Consider the following 21,060-nt stretch of genomic DNA (forward strand, 5'->3'; position numbering starts at 1 on the left):
CAGGGGCATCCGCAACTCGCTCAGCAGTAAAAAGGGACAAGGCAGATGTCCGCGCCAGCGCAACAGACGATCGCCGGGGATCAGGCTCAGCACGCGGATGGCTGGGCAAGCAGCCTGCGCACCCTGCGCCGGGTCGCGCCCTATCTGTGGCCCCGGGGCGAAAGCTGGGCGAAGCGGCGCGTCGTCCTGTCGCTGATCGCGCTGGCCATGGCCAAGGTCGTGGCGGTCATGACGCCCTTCTTCTACAAGGCGGCGGTCGACGCGATGTCGGGCGAGCCGCGCGATGACGGCTTCCTGCTGGCCGCGGGCGCGGTGGGGCTTACGGTCGCCTATGGCGTCGCGCGTGTCGCCTCGGTCGGGTTCAACGAGCTGCGCGACGTGTTGTTCGTCCGGGTCGGACAGCGCGCGCTGCGCAGGCTGGCGCTCGAGACCTTCACGCATATCCATCGCCTGTCGCTGCGCTATCACATCACGCGCAAGACGGGCGGGCTGTCGCGGATCATCGAACGGGGGGTGAAGGGGGTCGAGTTTCTCCTGCGCTTCATGCTGCTGTCGGTCGGGCCGCTGATCCTGGAATTGTCCATGGTGACGGTGGTCTTCGCGCTTCTGTTCGATTGGCGCTATGCGCTGGTCGTGCTGGTGACCATCGCCATCTACGTCACCTGGACGTTCAAGGTCACCGAATGGCGGGTGAAGATCCGCCGCCAGATGAACGCCCAGGACACCGAGGCCAACCAGAAGGCCGTGGACAGCCTGCTGAACTACGAAACCGTCAAGTATTTCGGTGCCGAGCGGCGCGAGGCCGAACGCTATGACGCCGCGATGGCCGGATATGAACAGGCCGCCGTGCGCACCGGGCAATCGCTTTCGCTGCTCAACTTCGGTCAGGCGCTGATCATCACGACGGGGCTTGTGATCGTGATGGTCATGGCGGCGATCGGGGTCCGCAGCGGCGCCCTGACGGTCGGCGATTTCGTGATGGTCAATGCCTACATGATCCAGATCACGATGCCGCTGAACTTCCTTGGGACCGTCTATCGCGAGATCCGGCAGGCCCTGGTGGACATGGGCGAGATGTTTGCGCTGCTCGATCAGCCGGCCGAGATCACCGACAAGCCCGGCGCCCAGCCGCTGAAGGTGACCGAAGGGCGGGTGGAACTGGACCATGTCAGCTTTCACTACGACCCGGCCCGGCCCATCCTGCGGGATGTCAGCCTGACGGTCCCGGGCGGCAGGACCGTGGCGATCGTCGGGCCGTCGGGTTCGGGCAAGTCCACGATCGGGCGGCTTCTGTTCCGGTTCTACGATGTGACGGGGGGCGCGATCCGCATCGACGGTCAGGACCTGCGCGACGTGACGCAGGATTCGATCCGGGCCGCGATCGGCGTCGTTCCGCAGGACACGGTCCTGTTCAACGACACGATCTATTACAACATTGCCTATGGCCGTCCGGACGCCACGCGGGAAGAGGTGATCGAGGCCGCCCGCGCCGCGCGGATCCACGATTTCGTGGTCTCGCTGCCCGAAGGCTATGACACCCGGGTGGGCGAGCGTGGCCTGAAGCTTTCGGGCGGCGAGAAGCAGCGTGTCGGCATCGCGCGCACCATCCTAAAGAATCCGCCGATCCTGCTTCTGGACGAGGCGACCTCGGCGCTGGACACGCAGACCGAGCGCGACATCCAGGTCTCGCTGCGGGCCATGGGAAAGGGCCGCACGGTCATCACCATCGCCCACCGGCTGTCCACCATTGCCGATGCGGACATGATCGTGGTGCTGGAAAAGGGCCGTATCGTCGAACAGGGGCGGCACGAAGACCTGCTTGCGCGCGGCGGACGCTATGCCGCGATGTGGGCGCGCCAGTCCGCCGAGGGCGAGTCCGGGGAAGAGGGCGAAGAGCCCGCGGGGCCCCGTCTGCGTCTGGCCGATCAGGAAGAGGCTTCTGGCTGAGGCGCGGGCTTGGCAAGTTCGCGCGCTTGCGTGTAAGACACTGCGGAACCCATCAGGCGGAGAACGGGCGTGAGCGATACCGACAGTTTCATCGAGGAAGTCACCGAAGAGGTGCGCCGCGATCGGCTTTTTGCCTTCCTGCGCAAATACGGATGGATCGGAATCACGCTGGTCGTGCTGGTGGTCGGCGGCGCTGCCGTCAATGAGTGGCAAAAGGCGCGGGCGCGTGCCGCGGCCCAGGCCTTTGGCGACGCGATCATCGATGCCCTGTCGGCCGAGGACCCGGCGGCAAGGGCCGAAGCGCTGGAGCAGATCCCGGCAGATGGGCCGGGCGCCCGGGCGGTCGTCGAACTGCTGGCCGCCGATGCCCTGCTGCAGGCCGAACGGCGCGACGAAGCGCTGGCCCGGCTGAACGCCCTTGCCGCAGACCAGGAACTGCCCGACCTCTATCGGCAGCTGGCCGAGCTGAAGGCCGTGATCCTTGCCGATGCGCAGATGGATCCGGCTGAACGCAAAGCGGTGCTTGATCGTCTTGCCCAGCCCGGCGCGCCCTATCGTGCGCTTGCCATGGAACAACAGGCGCTGCTTCTGGTCGAACAGGGCGATACCGCGGCGGCCATCGAACAATTCCGGCTGGTCGCGCAAGAGCCCGGCGCATCCGCCGACTTGCGCCGCCGGGCGAACCAGATGATCCTTGTGTTGGGTGGCGCGCCGGGGGCTGCGTGATCCGGACAATGGCGTGACCATAACGATCGGGAAGGGGCGGCAGGTGAAGATTTCCACAGCTATCGGAATGGTCGCGGCTCTGGTCTTGCTTGCGGCTTGTGGCGAGCAGGAAGTGATCCTTCAGGGTGAACGGATCGACCCCCGCGTCCAGGCGATGGGAGAGCCGTTGCAGGTGACCGCCGCCCGTCCGGCCCCGATCCGGCTGCCGGCTGCGCGCGCCAATGCCGAATGGGATCACCGCGCGGGGAACCCCGCCCATGCGCCTGGCCATGTCGCGCTGTCCCCCGCGCCGGTCCAGGTGTGGGAGGTGTCGATCGGCGCGGGCAACGACCGCAAGCATCGCATCAACGCCCAGCCGATCGTGGCGGGCAACCGGGTCTTCACGCTGGATTCGCAGGCCCGGGTCACCGCGACCGACCTTTCGGGTCGCGTCCTGTGGCAGGCGGATCTGACCCCGCCCTCGGACCGTCCGGGTGAGGCGACGGGCGGCGGGCTGGCCTATGATTCCGGCCGTGTCTTTGCGACCACGGGCTATGGCGAGCTGATCGCCCTTGATCCCGCGAATGGCGGCATTCTCTGGCGCCAGCGGCTTCTGGCCGGCGTGGGCGGTGCGCCCACGGCCGTGGACGGGCTGGTTTATGTCGTGGCCGACGATGCCTCGGCCTGGGCGGTGCGGGCGGCGGATGGCAAGGTCGAATGGACGCTTCCGGGAACGCCATCGCCTTCGGGCGTGGCAGGTGCGGCCGCACCGGCGGTCGATACGCGGCAGGTCGTGTTGCCCTTCGATTCCGGCCAGATGATTTCGGTCGATCGCAAGAACGGAACCGGGCTGTGGCAGGCTTTCGTGGCAGGCCAGCGGCGCGGCCGGGCCTATGCCTCGGTCAGCGACCTGACGGGCGATCCGGTCATCGCGAACGGCACCGTCTATGCGGGCACGCATGCCGGCCGGTTGATCGCGGTCGATGCCGATACGGGCGCGCGGCTCTGGACGGCTGCGGATGGGGCGCTGAGCCCGGTGGCCGTCGCGGGCGGCTCGGTCTTCCTGGTCAATGACGAAGATCAGCTGCTGCGCCTTGATGCGGCCTCGGGGGCCGAGATCTGGCGCATCGATCTGCCCTATTTCACCAAGGACAAGGACAAGCGCCGCAAGGCCGTGGTCGCGCATTACGGTCCGGTCCTGGCCGGGGGGCGGCTGGTCGTCGTCTCTTCGGACGGGCTGTTGCGGAGTTTCGACCCGCAGTCGGGTGCGCTGGTCTACAGCACGTCGCTGCCGGGCGGTGCCGCGGCCGCGCCGGCCGTTGCGGGCGGTGTCCTGTACGTCGTCACGCGCGACGGGCGGCTTCGGGCTTTCCGTTGACGGCAAAGCCGTGTAAGCGGGCGGCTTGGTCACAGGAACGGATACATGAGCTTTACTCTCGCCATCGTCGGACGGCCCAATGTGGGCAAGTCCACGCTGTTCAATCGCCTGGTCGGCAAGAAGCTGGCGCTGGTCGATGACCAGCCCGGGGTCACGCGCGATCTGCGCGAAGGGGACGCCCGGCTGGGCGATCTGCGCTTCACGGTCATCGACTCGGCCGGGCTGGAGGATGTGACCGACGACAGTCTGCAGGGCCGGATGCGCCGCCTGACCGAGCGCGCGATCGACATGGCCGATGTCTGCCTGTTCGTGATCGACGCGCGCACGGGTGTCACCCCCACTGACGAGGTCTTTGCCGAGATCCTGCGCCGCCGTGGCGTCAGGGTTATCCTTGCTGCCAACAAGGCCGAAGGCAAGGCTGGCGAGGCCGGGGCGCTGGAAGCCTATGCGCTGGGTCTGGGCGAGCCTCTGCGTCTTTCGGCCGAACATGGCGAGGGCTTTGACGACCTGTATCGCCGGCTGCAGCCCATCGCCGATGAACTGGCCGAGCGCGCCGCGGCCGACGCCCCCGAAACCGATGTCGAACTGGACGAGGACGCCGACGAAAACGACGAAAAGGCCTGGCGCCCGACCGCCGAGCGGCCGCTGCAGATCGCCGTCATCGGGCGCCCGAATGCGGGAAAGTCCACCCTGATCAACCGCATCCTTGGGGAAGAGCGCCTGTTGACCGGCCCCGAGGCGGGGATCACGCGCGATGCGATCTCGGTTCGGACCGAATTCATGGGCACGCCCATGCGCATCTTCGACACGGCAGGGATGCGCAAGCGCGCCCGCGTGACCGAGAAGCTGGAAAAGCTGTCGGTCGCCGACGGCCTGCGCGCGGTCCGCTTCGCCGAGGTCGTCGTGGTGCTGCTGGACGCCGCCATTCCGTTCGAGACACAGGATCTGCGCATCGCCGATTTCGCCGAATCCGAGGGCCGCGCCGTGGTCATCGCGGTCAACAAATGGGACGTGGAGGAGAACAAGTCCGAGAAGCTGAAGCAGATGCGCGAGGCGCTGGACCGGCTGTTGCCGCAGTTGAAGGGCGCCCCGCTGGTGACCGTCTCTGCCAAGACGGGCAAGGGGCTGGATCGTCTGCATCAGGCGATCCTGCGCGCGCATGAGGTCTGGAACCGCCGGATCGCGACCTCCCGCCTGAACCAGTGGCTGTCGGCAATGACCGTGGCCCATCCGCCTCCGGCCCCCGGGGGGCGCCGGATCAAGCTGCGCTACATCACCCAGGTCAAGACACGCCCGCCTGCCTTCGTGGTCAAGTGCAACCAGGCCGAACATCTGCCCGAAAGCTATGCGCGCTATCTGATCAACGGCCTGCGCGAGGATTTCGACATGCCCGGCACGCCCATCCGGCTGTATTTCCGCGACCAGGGTGATCAGAACCCGTTCAAGGACCGCAAGTTCCACACGCCTTCACGGCTGCGCAAGCATACGAAGAAGGGGCCAGGAAAATCCTGACCCCCTGATTTCACGGCGCCCGTGACCGATTCAGACCAGCTCGCCTTCGGGCGTCAGGCGGGTCTTGCCGCCAAGCCACGGATGCAGGGCTTCGGGCAGGACGACGGACCCATCCGCCTGCTGGCCGTTTTCCAGCACGGCGATCAGCGTGCGTCCCACGGCAAGGCCCGACCCGTTCAGCGTGTGCACGAATTCGGGCTTGCCGCCCCCGGCGGGGCGATAGCGGGCATTCATCCGCCGGGCCTGGAAATCGCCGCAGACCGAAACCGATGAAATCTCGCGATAGCGGTTCTGTCCGGGCAGCCAGACCTCGATGTCATGGGTCTTTTGCGCGCCAAAGCCCATGTCGCCAGTGCACAGAACCACCGTGCGATAGGGCAGCCCGAGGCGTTCCAGCACGGTTTCGGCGCAGCGCGTCATGCGTTCGTGTTCTGCCAGCGAGGTCTCGGGCGTGGTGATGGACACCATCTCGACCTTCTCGAACTGGTGCTGGCGCAACATGCCGGCCGTATCCTTGCCCGCGCTGCCGGCCTCGGAACGGAAGCACAGCGTATGAGCCGTCATGCGGATCGGCAGCGCGGCCTCATCGACGATGTCGCCCGCGACCGTGTTGGTCAGCGTGACTTCCGATGTCGGGATCAGCCACCAGCCATTCGTCGTGCGATAGCTGTCCTCGGCGAATTTCGGAAGCTGCCCCGTGCCCAGCATCGCCTCGTCGCGCACAAGGACAGGCGTCATCATCTCGGTCAGGCCGTGTTCGGTGGTGTGCAGGTCCAGCATGAACTGCGCCAGCGCACGATGGATGCGCGCGACCGCGCCCTTCAGCACCACGAACCGGCTGCCCGACAGTTTGGCCGCCGTTTCGAAATCCATTCCCGGACGGACGCCCGGAATGTCGAAATGCTCGCGCGGGGCGAAATCGAAGTCGCGCGGCGTTCCCCAGCGGCGCAATTCGACATTGTCGTTTTCGTCCTTGCCGTCCGGCACGTCGTCAAGCGGAAGGTTGGGGATTTCCATCAACAGGTCGCGCAGGCGGGCATCCTCGGCCGCGGCCTGTCCTTCCAGACGCGCGACCTCGGCCTTCTTTTCGGCCACAAGGGCGCGCAGGCGCTCGAACTCGGCCTCGTCACCGCAGGCCTTGGCGGCGCCTACCTCTTTCGAGGCGCGATTCTGTTCGGCCTTGGCGCTTTCGGCGGCCTGGATCGCGGCGCGCCGGGATTCATCGATGGCAAGGATCTGCGCGGCCATGGGCGGCAGGCCCCGGCGCGCAAGTGCCGCGTCGAAATGGTCGGGATTTTCGCGAATGGCGCGGATATCGTGCATGTCTGTCGCTGCCTCGTTGTTGCAGGCCCCGGGATTGCGGTCAGATATGCCCGATCCGCCTGCCAAGGGAAACCGTGAATCGATCGCGGGGATGGGACGAAGCGACGCTGCGCTGCGCCTTGCAAAGCCCGCAAGCCGCCTATAGGTTCCCCGCGACATGACGGAGCGGCCAACCCGCCCGACACAGACAATGATGGGGAAAACCTGATGCTGATTACGCCTGCCTATGCCCAGGCCGCCGGTGGCGGTGGAGCCGCCGCCTTCGGGCAATTCATTCCGCTGATCCTGATCTTCGCGATCATGTATTTCCTGCTGATCCGCCCCCAGCAGAAGCGGATGAAAGAGCACAAGGCGATGATCGAAGCGCTGCGTCGTGGCGACCAGGTCGTCACGCAGGGCGGCATCATCGGCAAGATCAGCCGCGTCAAGGATGGTGAAAACGAAGTCGAGGTCGAAATCGCCGATGGCGTGCGCGTGCGCGTCGTGCGCTCGACCATTGCGTCGGTCCTGTCCAAGACGGAACCCGCATCCTCGAAATAGAAGCGGCCAAGAGCAGGCGAAACCATGCTGCAGATCCCCCTATGGAAACGGGTCATCATCTGGGGGCTCTGTGCCCTTGGGGTGCTGACTGCGCTGCCCAATCTCTTCTATGATCGGGTCGAGCGTCATAACGACGCCGTCGCAACGATCGAACGGACGGGTGTCGAGACGCCGGAACTTGCGGCCGAACGCGCGCTGTGGCCGGACTGGCTGCCCTCGAATCTTGTCAATCTGGGGCTGGATCTGCGCGGCGGCGCGCATCTGCTGGCCGAGGTTCATCTGGAAGATGTCTACAAGGCGCGAATGGACGCGCTGTGGCCCGAGATGCGCCGCGCGCTGGCCGAGGCGCGCGCCGAGATTGGCGGCATCCGGCGGCTGCCATCGGACCCGTCCGAGCTGCGCATCCGTATCGAGAGGCCCGAAGCCATGGCCCGGGCCGTCGAGATCGCCAACAGTCTGAGCTCGAACGTGGTCAGCCTTTCCGGCATAGGCCAGCGGGATCTGGACATCACCGCCGAAGGCGACACGCTGGTCATTCGCCTGTCCGAAGCCGAACGCGCCGCGACCGACGATCGCACCATGGCCCAGGCGCTGGAGATCATCCGCCGGCGGGTGGACGAGGTCGGCACGCGCGAGCCGACGATCATGCGCCAGGGCACGAACCGCATCCTGATTCAGGTGCCGGGCATCGGATCGGCCGCCGAGCTGAAGGAGCTGATCGGCACGACGGCGCGTCTGACCTTCCACCCGGTGATCGGCCGCACGACCGAGCCCGATCCCACGCCGCGACCGGGCACGATCGTCCTGCCTTCGGTGGATGAGCCGGGGGTCCATTACATCCTGGACGAGGTTCCCGTCGTGACGGGCGAGGATCTGGTCGATGCGCGCCCCGATTTCGACCAGAACGGCCGGCCCGCGGTCTCGTTCCGATTCAATCCGTCGGGGGCGCGGCGGTTTGGCGATTACACGGCGGCAAATGTCGGCCAGCTTTTCGCGATCGTGCTGGACAACGAAGTCATCTCGGCGCCGCGGATCAACCAGCATATTCCTGGCGGCTCGGGGATCATCACCGGCAATTTCACCGTCGAAAGCGCGACCAATCTTGCGGTGCTGTTGCGCGCCGGCGCGTTGCCCGCGGGGATGACCTTCCTTGAAGAACGCACGATCGGTCCGGAACTGGGACAGGATTCGATCGAGGCCGGGCGGATCGCCGCGATCATCGGCACGGTCGGTGTCGTGGTCTTCGTCATCCTCAGCTATGGCCTGTTCGGGGTCTTCACCTCGATCGCGCTGGGGCTGAACATCGCGATGCTGTTCGGCATCCTGTCCACGATCGGCGCGACGCTGACCTTGCCGGGCATTGCGGGCATCGTCCTGACCGTCGGCATGGCGGTGGATGCGAACGTTCTGATCTTCGAGCGCATTCGCGAAGAGTTGCGCACCGCGCGTGGTCCCGCCCGCGCGATCGAATTGGGCTATGAACGGGCGATGTCGGCCATCGTGGACGCCAACATCACCACTTTCATCACCGCGCTGATCCTGTTCTTCCTGGGGTCGGGTCCGGTCAAGGGCTTTGCGGTGACGCTGGTGGTCGGTCTGGTCACGTCGGTCTTTACCGCGATCTGGGTGACGCGGGTCATGGTGGTAACGTGGTTCGAACGCCGCCGCCCAAGGCAAATCACGGTCTGAAGGGGATAGAACAATGGCATTCCGTCTCAAACTCGTCCCTGACCAGACGAATATCGACTTCTTTCGCTGGGCGGGCCTGACGTTCTGGGGGTCGATCGCGCTGGTCGTCCTGTCGATCCTGTACACCGCTGTTGCGGGTCTGAATTTCGGCATCGACTTCCGGGGCGGCACAACGATCCGGACCGAGGCCGCGAATCCGGTGGATGTGGCCGAATACCGCCAGGCGCTTGCCCCCCTGAATCTGGGCGATGTCTCGATCAGCGAGGTCTTCGATCCGACCTTTGGCGAAAACAAGCATGTCGCGATGCTGCGCATCCAGGCGCAGGAAGGCGACGAGGCGATCACGCCCGAGATCATCCAGGCGGTCGAGCAGGCGCTGAAACAGGTCGATCCGACGATCCGCTTCACGGCGGTGGAATCGGTTGGCCCGAAAGTGTCGGGCGAGCTGATCCGCACCGCGATCTGGTCGGTTCTGGCCGGCGTCGCGGCGATCTGTGTCTATATCTGGCTACGCTTCGAATGGCAGTTCTCGGTCGGGGCGCTGGTGGCCTTGATCCATGACGTGGCGCTGACGGTTGGGATCTTCTCGCTGTTCCAGATCAAGTTCGACCTGTCCATCATCGCGGCGCTTCTGACGATCCTGGGCTATTCGATCAACGACACGGTCGTTGTCTTCGACCGGCTGCGGGAGAACCTGATCAAGTACAAGACGCGCCCGTTGCGCGATCTGTGCAACCTGTCGGCCAATGAAACCCTGTCGCGCACGATCATGACCTCGGGCACCACGTTGCTGGCGCTGATTGCGTTGCTGGTCTTTGGCGGCGACGTGATCCGCGGCTTTGTCTTCGCGATGACATGGGGCGTGATCGTCGGGACCTATTCCTCGCTGTACGTGGCCAAGAACATCGTCCTGATGCTGGGCGTGAAGCGCGACTGGGGCGTCAAGAAGGATGACGGCCCGGCGGGCACCCAATTCGCGGAAGGCAAATGATCCATCTGACCGAGGTCACATTCGACGACGCGACGCCCATCGACAGCTATGGGCCGGGCTTTTTCCGCATCGGCGGGCAGGTCATGTTCGGCGCGGTGATCGTCACCTCTGACGCGGCGCGCAGCTGGGGCGGGATGGAGGATCTGGACGCGGTTCGCGACCTGATCGGTGCCGTCGATTTCGTCCTGCTTGGCACCGGACGCCGGATGGTTCAGCCACCTGCCGCGTTGCGCGCGCTGCTGGAGGATGCCGGGATCGGCATCGAACTGATGTCAAGCGACTCTGCCGCGCGAACCTACAACGTCCTGCTGGCCGAGGGGCGGCGCATGGCGGCGCTGCTGCTGCCGGTGGACGGAGGGCCGGGCGGTGACGGCTGAGCCGCTTCTTTCCGTGGCCGGAGTGACGGTCGGCCGCGGCGGAATTGCGTTTCTGGGCCAAGTCTCGTTCGATCTGCGCCCCGGCGAGGCCCTGGTCCTGCGCGGCCCGAACGGTGTGGGAAAGACGACATTGCTGCGCACCATCGCAGGTTTGCAGCCCCCGATGGCGGGACGGATCGTCATGGCCGAGGACGGAGCCGCCTATGCGGGCCATGCTGACGGGATCAAGGCAACCCTGACAGTGCGGGAGAACCTGCTTTTCTGGGCGCGTATCCACGGGCGCAGCGACGTCGCGCCCGCACTGGCGGCGATGGACCTCGAAGCGCTGGCCGATCGCCCCGCTCAGAATCTTTCGGCAGGACAAAAGCGCCGGCTGGGCCTTGCGCGGCTTTTGGTCACTGGACGTCGCCTGTGGCTGCTGGATGAGCCGACCGTTTCGCTGGATACCCGCTCTGTGGGGTTGTTCGCCCAGCTTGCGCGCGCGCATCTGCGTTCGGGCGGCGCGGCGGTCATGGCGACGCATATCGATCTGGGGCTGGACGAGGCGCGCATCCTTGACGTTTCGCAGTATCGGGCATCGGCCATGGCGATGCCTGCGACGGATGGTTTCGACGAGGCGTTCGCATGACCCGGCCGATCGCGGATAGCCGCCTGACAGGAAGTGGAGCGGTCGCATGTGGGCGCTTCTGATCCGGGACTTGCGGCTTGCCACGCGGGCAGGGGGCGGTTTCGGCCTGTCGCTGGCCTTCTTTCTGATCGTCGCGGTTCTGGTGCCGTTCGGCGTGGGCCCCAAAGCCGCCACGCTGGCCCTGATTGCCCCGGGCATCCTGTGGGTTGGTGCGCTTCTGTCCTGCCTGCTTTCGCTGGACCGGATCTTTGCCCTGGATCGCGAGGACGGATCGCTGGACCTGCTTGCGACATCGCCCATACCTCTGGAGGGCGTGGTGGGGATCAAGGCGCTGGCGCACTGGTTGACGACCGGCCTGCCGCTTGCGGCCTTTACGCCCGTCCTTGGCGTGCTTCTGAACCTGCCGGCGGCGGGGTTCGGGCCGCTTGTCCTGTCCTTGCTGATCGGGACGCCCGCGCTGTCGATGATCGGGGCTTTCGGGGCGGCCCTGACCGTGGGGTTGAAACGCGGCGGCCTGCTCTTGTCGCTTCTGGTCCTGCCGCTTTACGTGCCCAGCCTGATCTTTGGCGCCGAGGCCGCCCGCCGCGGGGCCGAGGGGCAGGAGATCCTGACACCTCTTCTGATGCAGGCGGGGATCAGCCTTGGGACGATCGCCCTGCTGCCCTTTGCCGCGGCTGCGGCAATCCGCGTCAATCTGCGCTGATCCCACCCGTGCTAAGACGGTTGAGCGTGAAGTATCGAAAGGCTAGTGATCTGCCCATGTCGCTTTGGGAATATGCCAATCCGAAGAAGTTCATGGCGCTTTCGGCGCGCGTCCTGCCATGGGTCACGGGGCTGGCCGCGACGACGTTGCTTGTGGGTCTGGTCTGGGGGTTCTTTTTCACGCCGGACGATTTCCGCCAGGGTTCCACGGTCAAGATCATCTATGTCCATGTGCCTTCGGCCATGATGGCGATCAATGTCTGGGTGATGATGCTGGTGGCCTCGCTGATCTGGCTGGTGCGGCGGCATCATGTCTCGGCGCTGGCGGCGAAGGCGGCCGCGCCGATCGGGATGGTCATGACCCTGATCGCGCTGATCACCGGGGCGGTCTGGGGACAGCCGATGTGGGGCACATGGTGGGCGTGGGATCCGCGGCTGACCTCGTTCCTGATCCTGTTTCTGTTCTATCTGGGCTATATCGCGCTGTGGCAGGCGATCGAGGACCCGGACACCGCGGCCGACCTGACTTCGGTGCTGTGCCTTGTGGGGTCGGTCTTTGCGCTGCTGTCGCGCTATGCCGTGCTGTTCTGGAACCAGGGGCTGCATCAGGGCGCGTCGCTGTCCCTGGACCGCGAGGAACATGTCGCCGATGTCTTTGCCTGGCCACTTTGGGTGTCGATGGCGGGGTTCGGTCTGCTGTTCCTGGCGCTTGTGCTGCTGCGCACGCGGACCGAGATTCGTGCCCGACGGCTACGAGCGCTCGAGGCGCGCGAGAGGATGCAGTGACCATGCCGGATCTTGGGAAATATGCCTTCGAGGTGCTGAGCGCCTATGCCGTTTCGCTGCTGCTGCTTGGCGGGCTGATCTGGATCAGCCTGCGGCAATCGGCCCGGATGCGCCGGCGTCTTGAGGAGCAGGAGAGAAGGATGAACCGCAATGGCTAGGCTGTCGCCCATGGTCCTTGTGCCCCCCGTGCTGTTCGCGGGGCTTGCGGCACTCTTTTTCGTGGGGATGCAGCGTGAGGACCCCGACGCGCTTCCCTCTGCCCTGCAGGGGCGCGAGGCCCCGGCGGTGGCCGGAACGCCGCTGGGCGATCTGCCACGTTTCGAGGATGCCGATCTGCGCGATGGACAGGTCAAGCTTGTGAACTTCTGGGCCAGCTGGTGTGCCCCGTGTCGGGCCGAGCACCCGGTTCTGGAAAAGATGACCGGGGATGGCGTGACAATCCTTGGCGTCAATTACAAGGACAAACCGGATGCGGCCCTGGGCTTTCTGACCGAGCTTGGGAATCCCTATGCCGCCGTGATTGCCGACGACAAGGGCCGCATGGGCATCGATTGGGGCATCTACGGCGTGCCCGAAACCTTCGTGATCGACGGGCAGGGGCGTATCGTCCTGCGCTTTGCCGGGCCGATCACGCAGCGCAGCCTGGAATCCGATATCCTGCCGGCCATTGCGCAGGCGCGGGGCGAGGCGACGCAATAGGATTGCCCGGACCCGTCATTTCGAACGCCTGGACAGGCGGCGCGCAACCGGGCGGGCCGCCTTTTCTGTCGGATCGAGCCGCACCGATGACACGGACGCAACAGGCCGCGCGGTTTCCCGCGCGGCCTTTTCATGGACTGAAACTGGCCTTTACGACCGGGCCAGATTGCGCAGCACGTAGTGCAGCACACCGCCGTTCTGGACGTATTCGATCTCGACCTCGGTATCGATCCGGCACTTGATCTGGATCGTCTTCTCGGTGCCATCGGCATAGCGGATGGTGCAGGGCACCAGGCTCAGCGGCTTCAGATCGCCTTCCAGCCCGTGGATCGAGATGACCTCGTCGCCCTTCAGGCCCAGCGTCTTGCGGTTGTCGCCGCCCGTGAATTCGAACGGGATGACACCCATGCCGACCAGGTTCGAACGGTGAATGCGTTCGAAGCTTTCGGCGATGACCGCCTTGACGCCCAGAAGGGCCGTGCCCTTGGCCGCCCAGTCGCGCGAGGAGCCCGCGCCGTATTGTTCGCCGGCGAAGACGACCAGCGAAACACCGCGTTCCTGCCAGGCCATGGCCGCATCGAAAATCGAGGTCTGCTGCCCGTCGGGGCCGACGGTATAGCCGCCCTCGACACCGTCCAGCATCTCGTTGCGGATCCGGATATTGGCGAAGGTGCCGCGCATCATCACTTCGTGGTTGCCCCGGCGCGAGCCATAGGAGTTGAAGTCGCGCGGCTGGATGCCGCGTTCCATCAGGTAGCGGCCGGCGGGCGAGTCGGGCTTGATCGAGCCGGCCGGGCTGATGTGGTCGGTCGTGATCATGTCGCCCAGGATCGCCAGGATGCGCGCATCGCGAATGTCGCGGATGCTGCCCTTTTCCAGCGTCATGCCGCGGAAATAGGGCGGGTTCTGGATGTAGGTCGAGCTGGGCGGCCAGTCATAGGTCTCGGACTCGGTGACGGGGATTGCCTGCCAGCGTTCGTCGCCCTTGAAGACATCCGCGTATTTCTTCTGGAACGCCTCGCGCGTGACGGTCTTTTCGACCAGTTCGGCGATTTCCTCGTTGGTCGGCCAGATGTCCTTCAGATAGACCGGCTTGCCGTCCTTCGAGGTGCCGATCGGCTCGCGCATGATGTCGATATTCATGTCGCCGGCAATGGCATAGGCCACGACCAGCGGGGGGCTGGCCAGATAGTTGGCGCGCACATCGGGGCTGATCCGGCCCTCGAAGTTGCGGTTGCCCGACAGCACGGCGGTCGCGACCAGGTCGCCATCGGCGATGGCCTTCGAGATCGCCGGATCCAGCGGGCCGGAATTGCCGATGCAGGTGGTGCAGCCATAGCCCACAAGGTTGAAGCCGATCGCGTCCAGGTCCTCTTGCAGGCCAGCGGCCTCGAGATATTCCGACACGACCTGGCTGCCCGGGGCCAGCGACGTCTTGACCCAGGGCTTGCGGGTCAGCCCCAGCTCGCGCGCCTTGCGTGCGACGAGGCCCGCGCCGATCATCACGTAGGGGTTCGATGTGTTGGTGCACGAGGTGATCGAGGCAATCACGACCTTGCCCGAGGACATGGTGAAATCCTTGCCCTCGACCGGCACTTCCTTGTCCAGCGGACGCTTGAAGGTTTCGGCCATCTCGCGGGCGAAACGTTCCTTGGCCTCGGTCAGCGGCAGATAGTCCTGCGGGCGCTTCGGACCCGAGATCGCCGGAACGACGGTGGACATGTCCAGCTCGAGCGTCGAGGAATAGACCGGTTCGTAATCCGGGCCACGCCACATGCCGTTTTCCTTGGCATAGGCCTCGACCAGCGCGATACGGGCTTCGTCGCGGCCGGTCTGGCGCAGATAGCGCAGCGTTTCCTGGTCGACGGGGAAGAAGCCGCAGGTCGCGCCGTATTCGGGCGCCATGTTGGCGATCGTCGCGCGGTCGGCCAGGGGCAGCTTGTCCAGGCCCGGACCGTAGAACTCGACGAACTTGCCCACGACACCGTGTTCGCGCAGCATCGCGACGACCCGCAGAACGAGGTCGGTGGCGGTGGTGCCTTCGACCATCTCGCCGGTCAGCTTGAAGCCCACGACTTCGGGGATCAGCATCGAGATCGGCTGACCCAGCATCGCGGCCTCGGCCTCGATGCCGCCGACGCCCCAGCCCAGGACGGCCAGGCCGTTGACCATGGTCGTGTGGCTGTCGGTGCCCACCAGCGTGTCGGGATAGGCGACCTGCTGGCCCGACTGGTCGGCATCGGTCCAGACGGTCTGGGCCAGGTATTCCAGGTTCACCTGGTGGCAGATGCCGGTTCCCGGCGGCACGACGCGGAAGTTCTGGAACGCCTTCTGACCCCACTTGAGGAAGGTATAGCGTTCGATGTTGCGTTCGTATTCACGTTCGACATTCACCTGGAAGGCGCGCGGATTGCCGAATTCGTCGATCATCACGCTGTGGTCGATGACCAGATCGACCGGGTTCAGCGGGTTGATCTTCTGCGCGTCGCCACCCAGCGCCTTGATGCCGTCGCGCATCGCGGCCAGGTCCACCACCGCCGGCACGCCGGTGAAGTCCTGCATCAGGACGCGGGCAGGGCGATAGGCGATCTCGCGCGGGTTCTTGCCGCCATTGTCGGCCCACTCGGAAAAGGCCTTGATATCGTCCACCGAAACCGTGCGGCCGCCATCCTCGAAGCGCAGCAGGTTCTCCAGCACCACCTTCAGCGAGGCGGGCAGGCGCGAGAAGTTCCCAAGCCCGGCCTCTTCGGCAGCGGGGATCGAGTAATAGGCATAGGTCTGGCCACCCGCGGACAATGTCCGGCGGGTCTTGGCGGTGTCCTGTCCGGTGACGATGGGCATTGGCGTCTCCCTTTGGGGTTTGTCCGGTAATGGTCCGAAGTCGGATCTCGAACTCGGCTGCCTTGTGCCGCATCGGGGGCAGCCGATCAAGAGAATGCGTTGAAAGCATGCGCGGTATACCATTGTGCACAATGCTGCGCAAGGGGCGCGCCGGGGCCTGTCTCGCAATTCCTTGATTGGATCGCAGGACGGGCATGGTCTAAGCAAGGGATGACAGGGCACAAGGACAATCTGATGAACCGAATGATGGCGGCTGTTTTCGGCCTGTTTCTGGCACTTGGCGGGCAGGCCGCGGCGCAGGATCCGGGCGCCCCGGTCGTGATTGAACTGTACACGTCGCAAGGCTGTTCGTCCTGCCCGCCGGCCGACCGGCTGCTGGAGCGCCTGTCCACGCGCCCGGGCGTCATCGCGCTAAGTCTGCATGTGGATTATTGGGACTATCTGGGCTGGAAGGATAGCCTTGCGCAGCCCAAGTTCTCGGAGCGACAGCGGTCCTATGCGCGCGTTGCGGGTGCAAGATCCGTCTATACGCCCCAGATGATCGTGGCCGGTGTGGATCATCTGGTCGGCGCGCGACCGGCGCGGCTGGAAGAGCTGATCCGCAAGCATGCGGCAAGGGCGGCACAGGCCCGCGTGCAGCTTGCCCGCAAGGGCGATCGGGTGGCCGTGTCGGCCGAGGCCTCGCGTGTCTTCAATCCGCCCGCGATCGTGCAGCTTGTCCGTTATCTTCCCCATGCCCGGGTCGAGATCGGGCGCGGCGAGAATGCCGGGCGGGTGATCGATTACGTCAACGTGGTGACCGACTGGGCACAGGTGGCCGAATGGGACGGTCGCGCGCCGATCACGCTGGACCTGCCTGCGCCGGGCGACCAGCCGGTTGTCGTGATCGTGCAGGAGCAGGGTCCGGGCCGCATCCTGGGCGCGGCGGCGATACGGTAAGCCGCAAGATTCATTTCCAGCGGCGATGGATCCAGAACCACTGATCCATGTGCTGGCGGACGATGTCCTCCAGGCTGTCATTGATCGCCTGGGTCATCGTTTCGGGGTCGCTGTGGGGAATGGGCGCGTGCGTCACGATGCGAAAGTTCAGTCCGTCGGGCTGTCTTACGCCGTAGATGGGCACCAGATCCGCGCCGTATTTCAATGCCAGGTCCGCCGCCGAGGTCGCCGTGCGCGCGGGATGGCCCATGAAGCGCAGCGGCACGCCGTGGCCCATGTGCTGGTCCATCAGAAGCCCCAGCATGCCGCCTTCGCGCAGGAAGCGAACCATTTCCCCCATCCCCTTGCGCCCGCGGGGAAAAAGCGGCGTGCCGATCTGCGAGATCGTCCGCACGTAATGATCGTTGAACAGCGTGTTCTTCATGGGGCGATAAAGCGCGCCGACCCGATAGCCACGCGCGATCAGCGCCGCGCGGGCGACGTCGTAATTGCCGAAATGTCCCGTGGCCAGAATGACCGGCCGGCCGGCGCGATGCGCGGCGTCAATCGTTTCTGCGCCCGGGCCTTCGATGGGCAGGTCGCGGACGCGGGAAATGAAGTCCTCGCCGGAATAGAGCTCGATCATCGTTCGCCCGACATTGTCGGGAACCGCGCGCACGAGGCGCCGGATTTCATCATCGGGCAGGTCGGGGCAGACGAGGCGGAGATTCTCGCGAACCCGGCGGTTCCAGCCGACCAGAGGCGCCACCATGTGCGACATGATCCAGCCGACAGCGGGGATTCTTCTTTCGTAGGGAAGCGAATTGGCCACGGCCAACAGGCCCCGGAACGTGGCATTCGCGGCGCGGTCGCGCAGGGTCGGTGGTCGTGACTTGGCCTTCATCGTCCTGATCTGTTCGGCGGATACCCGAACCGGTCAGCAGATCCGGTCGGGCGGGGTCGCCAACAGATAGGCCGTCATCGGGCCATGCACAAGGACCGCAAGCAGGGGGTGCTCCGCTCAGCTGCCCACGGTCACACAGCGCTGGCTTTCGGCATCCCAGGACTGGCCTTCGCCGCAGGTGATCTGGGCCTGCCGGTCATGGCCGGAGCAGGCAGACCAAGCAAGGCCCGGTGCGAATGCCGCCGCCAGGGCAAGTGCCAGTGTGAAATGTCTAATCTTCATGATGTCCTCCCAGACAGGACCCTTCCCGGAGACATCATGCCATGAAAAAGCCCGCGGGCCAAAAGGCCGCCGCGGGCCGGGGCAGGGTTTCACGCAAATGTGTTACGCCGCGTCATTCGCCAAAGACGCGGGCAAAGATCGTGTCCACGTGCTTGGTGTGATAGCCAAGGTCGAACTTCTCGTTGATTTCCTCTTCCGAGAGCACCGCGCGGACATCGGGGTCGGACAGCAGCTCGGTGCGGAAATCCTTGCCTTCTTCCCAGACCTTCATCGCGTTGCGCTGCACCAGGGCATAGGCGTCCTCGCGGCTGACGCCCTTCTGTGTCAGGGCCAGCAGGACGCGCTGGCTCATCACCAAACCGCCAAGCCGGTTGAGGTTTCGTTCCATGTTCTCGGGATAGACGACAAGCCTTTCGATCACGCCCGCCAGCCGGTTCAGCGCAAAGTCCAGGTGAACGGTCGCGTCGGGCGCGATGCCGCGTTCGACGCTGGAATGGCTGATGTCGCGTTCGTGCCATAGCGCCACGTTCTCCATCGCCGGGATGACGGCGGAACGGATCAGGCGGGCAAGGCCCGTCAGGTTCTCGGTCAGGACCGGATTGCGCTTGTGCGGCATCGCCGAGGAGCCCTTCTGGCCCTTCGAGAAATATTCCTCGGCCTCCAGCACCTCGGTGCGCTGCATGTGGCGGATCTCGACGGCGATGTTCTCGATGCTGGAAGCGATCACGCCAAGCGTGGCAAAGAACATGGCGTGGCGGTCGCGCGGGATCACCTGGGTGCTGATCGGCTCGGGGCGCAGGCCCATCTTTGCGCAGACATGTTCCTCGACGCGCGGGTCGATATTGGCAAAGGTGCCGACCGCGCCCGAAATCGCGCCGGTCGCGATTTCCTCGCGCGCGCGCTGCAGGCGTTCGCGGCCGCGCGCCATTTCGGCGTAGAAGCGGGCAAAGGTCAGGCCCATCGTCACGGGTTCGGCGTGAATGCCGTGGCTGCGGCCGATGCGGACGGTGTATTTGTGTTCGAAGGCGCGTTTCTTCAGCGCCGCCAGAACGCGATCCATGTCGGCCAGCAGGATGTCGGTCGCGCGCACCAGCTGGATGTTCAGCGTCGTGTCCAGCACGTCCGAGCTGGTCATCCCCTGATGCACGAAGCGCGCCTGTTCGGCGCCGACGATTTCCGACAGGTGGGTCAGGAAGGCGATGACGTCGTGCTTGGTGACGGCCTCGATCTCGTCGATGCGGGCAACGTCGAATTCGACGTCCTTGGCTTTCCAGACAGCCTCGGCATTCTCGCGCGGGATGATGCCAAGATCGGCCATGGCGTCGCAGGCATGGGCCTCGATCTCGAACCAGATGCGGAACTTCGTCTCGGGGCTCCAGATGGCAACCATCTCGGGGCGGGAATAACGCGGGATCATCTTGGCAGGCCTTTCGGTTTTGGGAACGCGCGGCGGTTTCCTAGACCGGCGCGCCGCGTCAGGCAAGCGCGGGGGGATTGTGCAGCCCCGTCGGGCAATGGCACAAAAGGCGCGGCCGGCCTGCGCGAGGTGTAAGGATGGATCTTCAACTGTCTGATCTTGAAGGAATTTGGCTGATCCAGCGCAAGATCGACGATCGCCGCGCCGGCCATGTCCTGCATTTCGCGGGCCAGGCGCAGTTTCGGCCCGATGGTATCGGGCTGCATTATTTCGAGACCGGACAGCTGCATTTGCCCGATGGCACGAAGCTGCGGGCCGAGCGCAGCTATCTGTGGCGCCGGCAGGCAGGGCGCATCGTCGTGCTGTTCCCTGACGGCCGCAGCTTTCACGACTTCACGCCCGACCGGGCCGAGGCGTGCCATCTTTGCGCCGCGGATGAATATCGCGTCCGCTATGACTTTTCAGGCTGGCCGGAATGGCGGGCCGAATGGGCGGTGCGCGGCCCGGCAAAGGACTATGCGATGGTCAGCCATTACCGCAGACCAGGTGACGCCTGACAGGAAAGATCAATTATGACAGAAGGTTGTGGCGGTATGTTGACGGATCAGGCGTCCAGATCGATCCAGACCGGGACATGGTCGGACGGTTTCTCGCGCCCGCGGATTTCCTTGTCGATGCCGGCATCGCGCAGCAGGTCCGCAGCCTGCGGGCTCAACAACATGTGGTCGATGCGGATGCCGTTATTGCGCGCCCAGGCGCCGGCCTGGTAGTCCCAGAAGCTGTAGTGGCCGGGCTCGGGGTGACGCAACCGAAAGGCGTCATACAGCCCCAGATGCAGAAGACGCCGGAAGGCCGCGCGCGATTCGGGCAGGAACAGCGCATCCTTTTCCCATGCCTCGGGACGGGACGCGTCCTGACGTTCGGGAATCACGTTGTAGTCGCCTCCAAAGACGATCGGCATTTCATCGGCCAGCATCTGGCGCGCACGGGCTTTCATCCGCTCCATCCATGACAGCTTGTAATCATATTTGGGCCCAGGCGCAGGATTGCCGTTCGGAAGGTAGAGACCGACCACGCGCACCGCGCGTTCGCCGACGACCGTTGCCTCGATCCAGCGGGCGTGATCGTCGTCATCGTCGCCATCAAGCCCGCGCGAGACGTCCTCGAGCGGCAGGCGCGAGAGGATCGCAACGCCGTTGAAGCTTTTCTGTCCATGCGTCTCGACATTGTAGCCGCGCGACTCGAAGGGTTCGCGGGGAAATCCTTCGTCCACCGTCTTGATTTCCTGCAGCAGGGCAATGTCGGGGCGGGCTTCGTCCAGCCAGTCGAGCAGCGCGTCGATGCGCGCCTTGATTCCGTTGATGTTGAATGTGGCGATCTTCATTCTCAACTCTCCGGTCGCGTTCCCGCCATCATCGGCG

At 65.2% G+C, this 21,060-nt stretch carries 21 protein-coding genes; 15 read left to right on the top strand and 6 right to left on the bottom strand.

Annotated features, from left to right (window positions below):
• Nucleotides 1-45 precede the first annotated feature (45 nt).
• From LV82_RS11240 to der, 4 genes are all read left to right on the top strand, one after another.
• The gene (locus tag LV82_RS11240; protein ID WP_104071746.1) at nucleotides 46-1,947 is read left to right on the top strand and encodes an ABCB family ABC transporter ATP-binding protein/permease; all 1,902 of its coding nucleotides are present in this window, start codon (nucleotides 46-48) and stop codon (nucleotides 1,945-1,947) included.
• Between the two features lie 69 nt (nucleotides 1,948-2,016).
• Nucleotides 2,017-2,673 (top strand): tetratricopeptide repeat protein, encoded by a 657-nt coding sequence (locus LV82_RS11245; protein ID WP_104071747.1) that lies wholly within the window; start codon nucleotides 2,017-2,019, stop codon nucleotides 2,671-2,673.
• A 43-nt stretch (nucleotides 2,674-2,716) separates the two neighbouring features.
• Complete coding sequence (locus LV82_RS11250; RefSeq protein ID WP_245873148.1) at nucleotides 2,717-4,030, top strand: PQQ-like beta-propeller repeat protein; 1,314 nt, start codon at nucleotides 2,717-2,719, stop codon at nucleotides 4,028-4,030.
• A 45-nt stretch (nucleotides 4,031-4,075) separates the two neighbouring features.
• Nucleotides 4,076-5,542: a ribosome biogenesis GTPase Der gene (gene der / locus LV82_RS11255; RefSeq protein WP_104071749.1), complete on the top strand. Its 1,467-nt coding sequence runs from the start codon at nucleotides 4,076-4,078 to the stop codon at nucleotides 5,540-5,542.
• Nucleotides 5,543-5,572: 30 nt separating this feature from the next.
• Here the strand turns inward: der and serS are convergent, their stop codons facing one another.
• Entirely contained in the window at nucleotides 5,573-6,865 is a 1,293-nt protein-coding gene (gene serS, locus LV82_RS11260) for a serine--tRNA ligase (RefSeq protein WP_104071961.1), read from the bottom strand.
• Nucleotides 6,866-7,072: 207 nt separating this feature from the next.
• Between serS and yajC the strand changes: the two genes are divergently transcribed.
• Genes yajC through LV82_RS11305 form a run of 9 tightly spaced genes read left to right on the top strand, consistent with a single transcriptional unit; the run spans nucleotide 7,073 to nucleotide 13,277 of the window.
• On the top strand, nucleotides 7,073-7,405 hold the full coding sequence (yajC, locus tag LV82_RS11265) for a preprotein translocase subunit YajC (protein WP_104071751.1): 333 nt from the start codon (nucleotides 7,073-7,075) through the stop codon (nucleotides 7,403-7,405).
• A 24-nt stretch (nucleotides 7,406-7,429) separates the two neighbouring features.
• Nucleotides 7,430-9,094, top strand: coding sequence for a protein translocase subunit SecD (gene secD / locus LV82_RS11270; RefSeq protein WP_104071753.1), 1,665 nt, complete (start codon nucleotides 7,430-7,432; stop codon nucleotides 9,092-9,094).
• A gap of 13 nt (nucleotides 9,095-9,107) precedes the next feature.
• Complete coding sequence (gene secF / locus LV82_RS11275) at nucleotides 9,108-10,085, top strand: protein translocase subunit SecF (RefSeq protein WP_104071755.1); 978 nt, start codon at nucleotides 9,108-9,110, stop codon at nucleotides 10,083-10,085.
• Nucleotides 10,082-10,462: an Mth938-like domain-containing protein gene (locus LV82_RS11280; protein ID WP_342750186.1), complete on the top strand. Its 381-nt coding sequence runs from the start codon at nucleotides 10,082-10,084 to the stop codon at nucleotides 10,460-10,462. The genes secF and LV82_RS11280 overlap by 4 nt, the downstream gene beginning before the upstream one ends.
• On the top strand, nucleotides 10,452-11,090 hold the full coding sequence (gene ccmA / locus LV82_RS11285) for a heme ABC exporter ATP-binding protein CcmA (protein ID WP_104071757.1): 639 nt from the start codon (nucleotides 10,452-10,454) through the stop codon (nucleotides 11,088-11,090). Before LV82_RS11280 ends, ccmA begins: the two co-directional genes overlap by 11 nt.
• Before the next feature lie 46 nt (nucleotides 11,091-11,136).
• Complete coding sequence (ccmB, locus tag LV82_RS11290; protein WP_104071759.1) at nucleotides 11,137-11,793, top strand: heme exporter protein CcmB; 657 nt, start codon at nucleotides 11,137-11,139, stop codon at nucleotides 11,791-11,793.
• 56 nt (nucleotides 11,794-11,849) lie between these two features.
• Nucleotides 11,850-12,578, top strand: a complete 729-nt coding sequence (locus LV82_RS11295; RefSeq protein ID WP_104071760.1) for a heme ABC transporter permease — start codon at nucleotides 11,850-11,852, stop codon at nucleotides 12,576-12,578.
• Between the two features lie 2 nt (nucleotides 12,579-12,580).
• Nucleotides 12,581-12,736: a heme exporter protein CcmD gene (gene ccmD, locus LV82_RS11300; RefSeq protein WP_104071762.1), complete on the top strand. Its 156-nt coding sequence runs from the start codon at nucleotides 12,581-12,583 to the stop codon at nucleotides 12,734-12,736.
• Complete coding sequence (locus LV82_RS11305) at nucleotides 12,729-13,277, top strand: DsbE family thiol:disulfide interchange protein (RefSeq protein ID WP_104071764.1); 549 nt, start codon at nucleotides 12,729-12,731, stop codon at nucleotides 13,275-13,277. Before ccmD ends, LV82_RS11305 begins: the two co-directional genes overlap by 8 nt.
• A 150-nt stretch (nucleotides 13,278-13,427) precedes the next feature.
• Here LV82_RS11305 and acnA read toward each other — a convergent pair whose 3' ends face one another.
• A complete protein-coding gene (acnA, locus tag LV82_RS11310) occupies nucleotides 13,428-16,118 on the bottom strand; it encodes an aconitate hydratase AcnA (RefSeq protein WP_104071766.1) in 2,691 nt (896 codons plus the stop codon).
• Nucleotides 16,119-16,352: 234 nt separating this feature from the next.
• Here acnA and LV82_RS11315 point away from each other — a divergent pair, with 234 nt between their 5' ends.
• The gene (locus tag LV82_RS11315; RefSeq protein WP_104071965.1) at nucleotides 16,353-17,057 is read left to right on the top strand and encodes a DUF1223 domain-containing protein; all 705 of its coding nucleotides are present in this window, start codon (nucleotides 16,353-16,355) and stop codon (nucleotides 17,055-17,057) included.
• 10 nt (nucleotides 17,058-17,067) lie between these two features.
• Here the strand turns inward: LV82_RS11315 and LV82_RS11320 are convergent, their stop codons facing one another.
• The 3 genes from LV82_RS11320 to purB all read right to left on the bottom strand — a co-directional run bounded on the left by LV82_RS11320 (nucleotide 17,068) and on the right by purB (nucleotide 19,639).
• Nucleotides 17,068-17,940 (bottom strand): lysophospholipid acyltransferase family protein, encoded by an 873-nt coding sequence (locus tag LV82_RS11320; protein ID WP_104071768.1) that lies wholly within the window; start codon nucleotides 17,938-17,940, stop codon nucleotides 17,068-17,070.
• A 117-nt stretch (nucleotides 17,941-18,057) separates the two neighbouring features.
• On the bottom strand, nucleotides 18,058-18,222 hold the full coding sequence (locus tag LV82_RS14935; protein ID WP_170063405.1) for a hypothetical protein: 165 nt from the start codon (nucleotides 18,220-18,222) through the stop codon (nucleotides 18,058-18,060).
• Between the two features lie 112 nt (nucleotides 18,223-18,334).
• Nucleotides 18,335-19,639, bottom strand: coding sequence for an adenylosuccinate lyase (purB, locus tag LV82_RS11325; RefSeq protein WP_104071770.1), 1,305 nt, complete (start codon nucleotides 19,637-19,639; stop codon nucleotides 18,335-18,337).
• A gap of 137 nt (nucleotides 19,640-19,776) precedes the next feature.
• On the opposite strand from purB, the gene LV82_RS11330 reads away from it, so the two are divergent.
• A complete protein-coding gene (locus LV82_RS11330) occupies nucleotides 19,777-20,196 on the top strand; it encodes a DUF6314 family protein (protein WP_104071772.1) in 420 nt (139 codons plus the stop codon).
• 47 nt (nucleotides 20,197-20,243) lie between these two features.
• On the opposite strand, the gene xth is transcribed toward LV82_RS11330, so the two are convergent.
• A complete protein-coding gene (xth, locus tag LV82_RS11335) occupies nucleotides 20,244-21,023 on the bottom strand; it encodes an exodeoxyribonuclease III (protein ID WP_104071773.1) in 780 nt (259 codons plus the stop codon).
• Between the last annotated feature and the right edge of the window lie 37 nt (nucleotides 21,024-21,060).

Origin of the sequence: Albidovulum inexpectatum (assembly GCF_002927635.1) — a bacterium.
GTDB classification, from domain to species: Bacteria; Pseudomonadota; Alphaproteobacteria; order Rhodobacterales; family Rhodobacteraceae; genus Albidovulum; species Albidovulum inexpectatum.

Bases quoted from the DNA above. Each gene is read 5' to 3' on its own strand.
- LV82_RS11330 (WP_104071772.1), top strand. From the start codon at position 19,777: ATGGATCTTCAACTGTCTGATCTTGAAGGAATTTGGCTGATCCAGCGC.
- LV82_RS11295 (WP_104071760.1), top strand. From the start codon at position 11,850: ATGTCGCTTTGGGAATATGCCAATCCGAAGAAGTTCATGGCGCTTTCG.
- ccmD (WP_104071762.1), top strand. From the start codon at position 12,581: ATGCCGGATCTTGGGAAATATGCCTTCGAGGTGCTGAGCGCCTATGCC.
- acnA (WP_104071766.1), bottom strand. From the start codon at position 16,118: ATGCCCATCGTCACCGGACAGGACACCGCCAAGACCCGCCGGACATTG.
- secF (WP_104071755.1), top strand. From the start codon at position 9,108: ATGGCATTCCGTCTCAAACTCGTCCCTGACCAGACGAATATCGACTTC.
- LV82_RS11240 (WP_104071746.1), top strand. From the start codon at position 46: ATGTCCGCGCCAGCGCAACAGACGATCGCCGGGGATCAGGCTCAGCAC.
- serS (WP_104071961.1), bottom strand. From the start codon at position 6,865: ATGCACGATATCCGCGCCATTCGCGAAAATCCCGACCATTTCGACGCG.
- LV82_RS11305 (WP_104071764.1), top strand. From the start codon at position 12,729: ATGGCTAGGCTGTCGCCCATGGTCCTTGTGCCCCCCGTGCTGTTCGCG.
- yajC (WP_104071751.1), top strand. From the start codon at position 7,073: ATGCTGATTACGCCTGCCTATGCCCAGGCCGCCGGTGGCGGTGGAGCC.
- der (WP_104071749.1), top strand. From the start codon at position 4,076: ATGAGCTTTACTCTCGCCATCGTCGGACGGCCCAATGTGGGCAAGTCC.
- LV82_RS11320 (WP_104071768.1), bottom strand. From the start codon at position 17,940: ATGAAGGCCAAGTCACGACCACCGACCCTGCGCGACCGCGCCGCGAAT.
- LV82_RS14935 (WP_170063405.1), bottom strand. From the start codon at position 18,222: ATGAAGATTAGACATTTCACACTGGCACTTGCCCTGGCGGCGGCATTC.
- ccmB (WP_104071759.1), top strand. From the start codon at position 11,137: ATGTGGGCGCTTCTGATCCGGGACTTGCGGCTTGCCACGCGGGCAGGG.
- purB (WP_104071770.1), bottom strand. From the start codon at position 19,639: ATGATCCCGCGTTATTCCCGCCCCGAGATGGTTGCCATCTGGAGCCCC.
- LV82_RS11315 (WP_104071965.1), top strand. From the start codon at position 16,353: ATGAACCGAATGATGGCGGCTGTTTTCGGCCTGTTTCTGGCACTTGGC.
- secD (WP_104071753.1), top strand. From the start codon at position 7,430: ATGCTGCAGATCCCCCTATGGAAACGGGTCATCATCTGGGGGCTCTGT.
- xth (WP_104071773.1), bottom strand. From the start codon at position 21,023: ATGAAGATCGCCACATTCAACATCAACGGAATCAAGGCGCGCATCGAC.
- LV82_RS11280 (WP_342750186.1), top strand. From the start codon at position 10,082: ATGATCCATCTGACCGAGGTCACATTCGACGACGCGACGCCCATCGAC.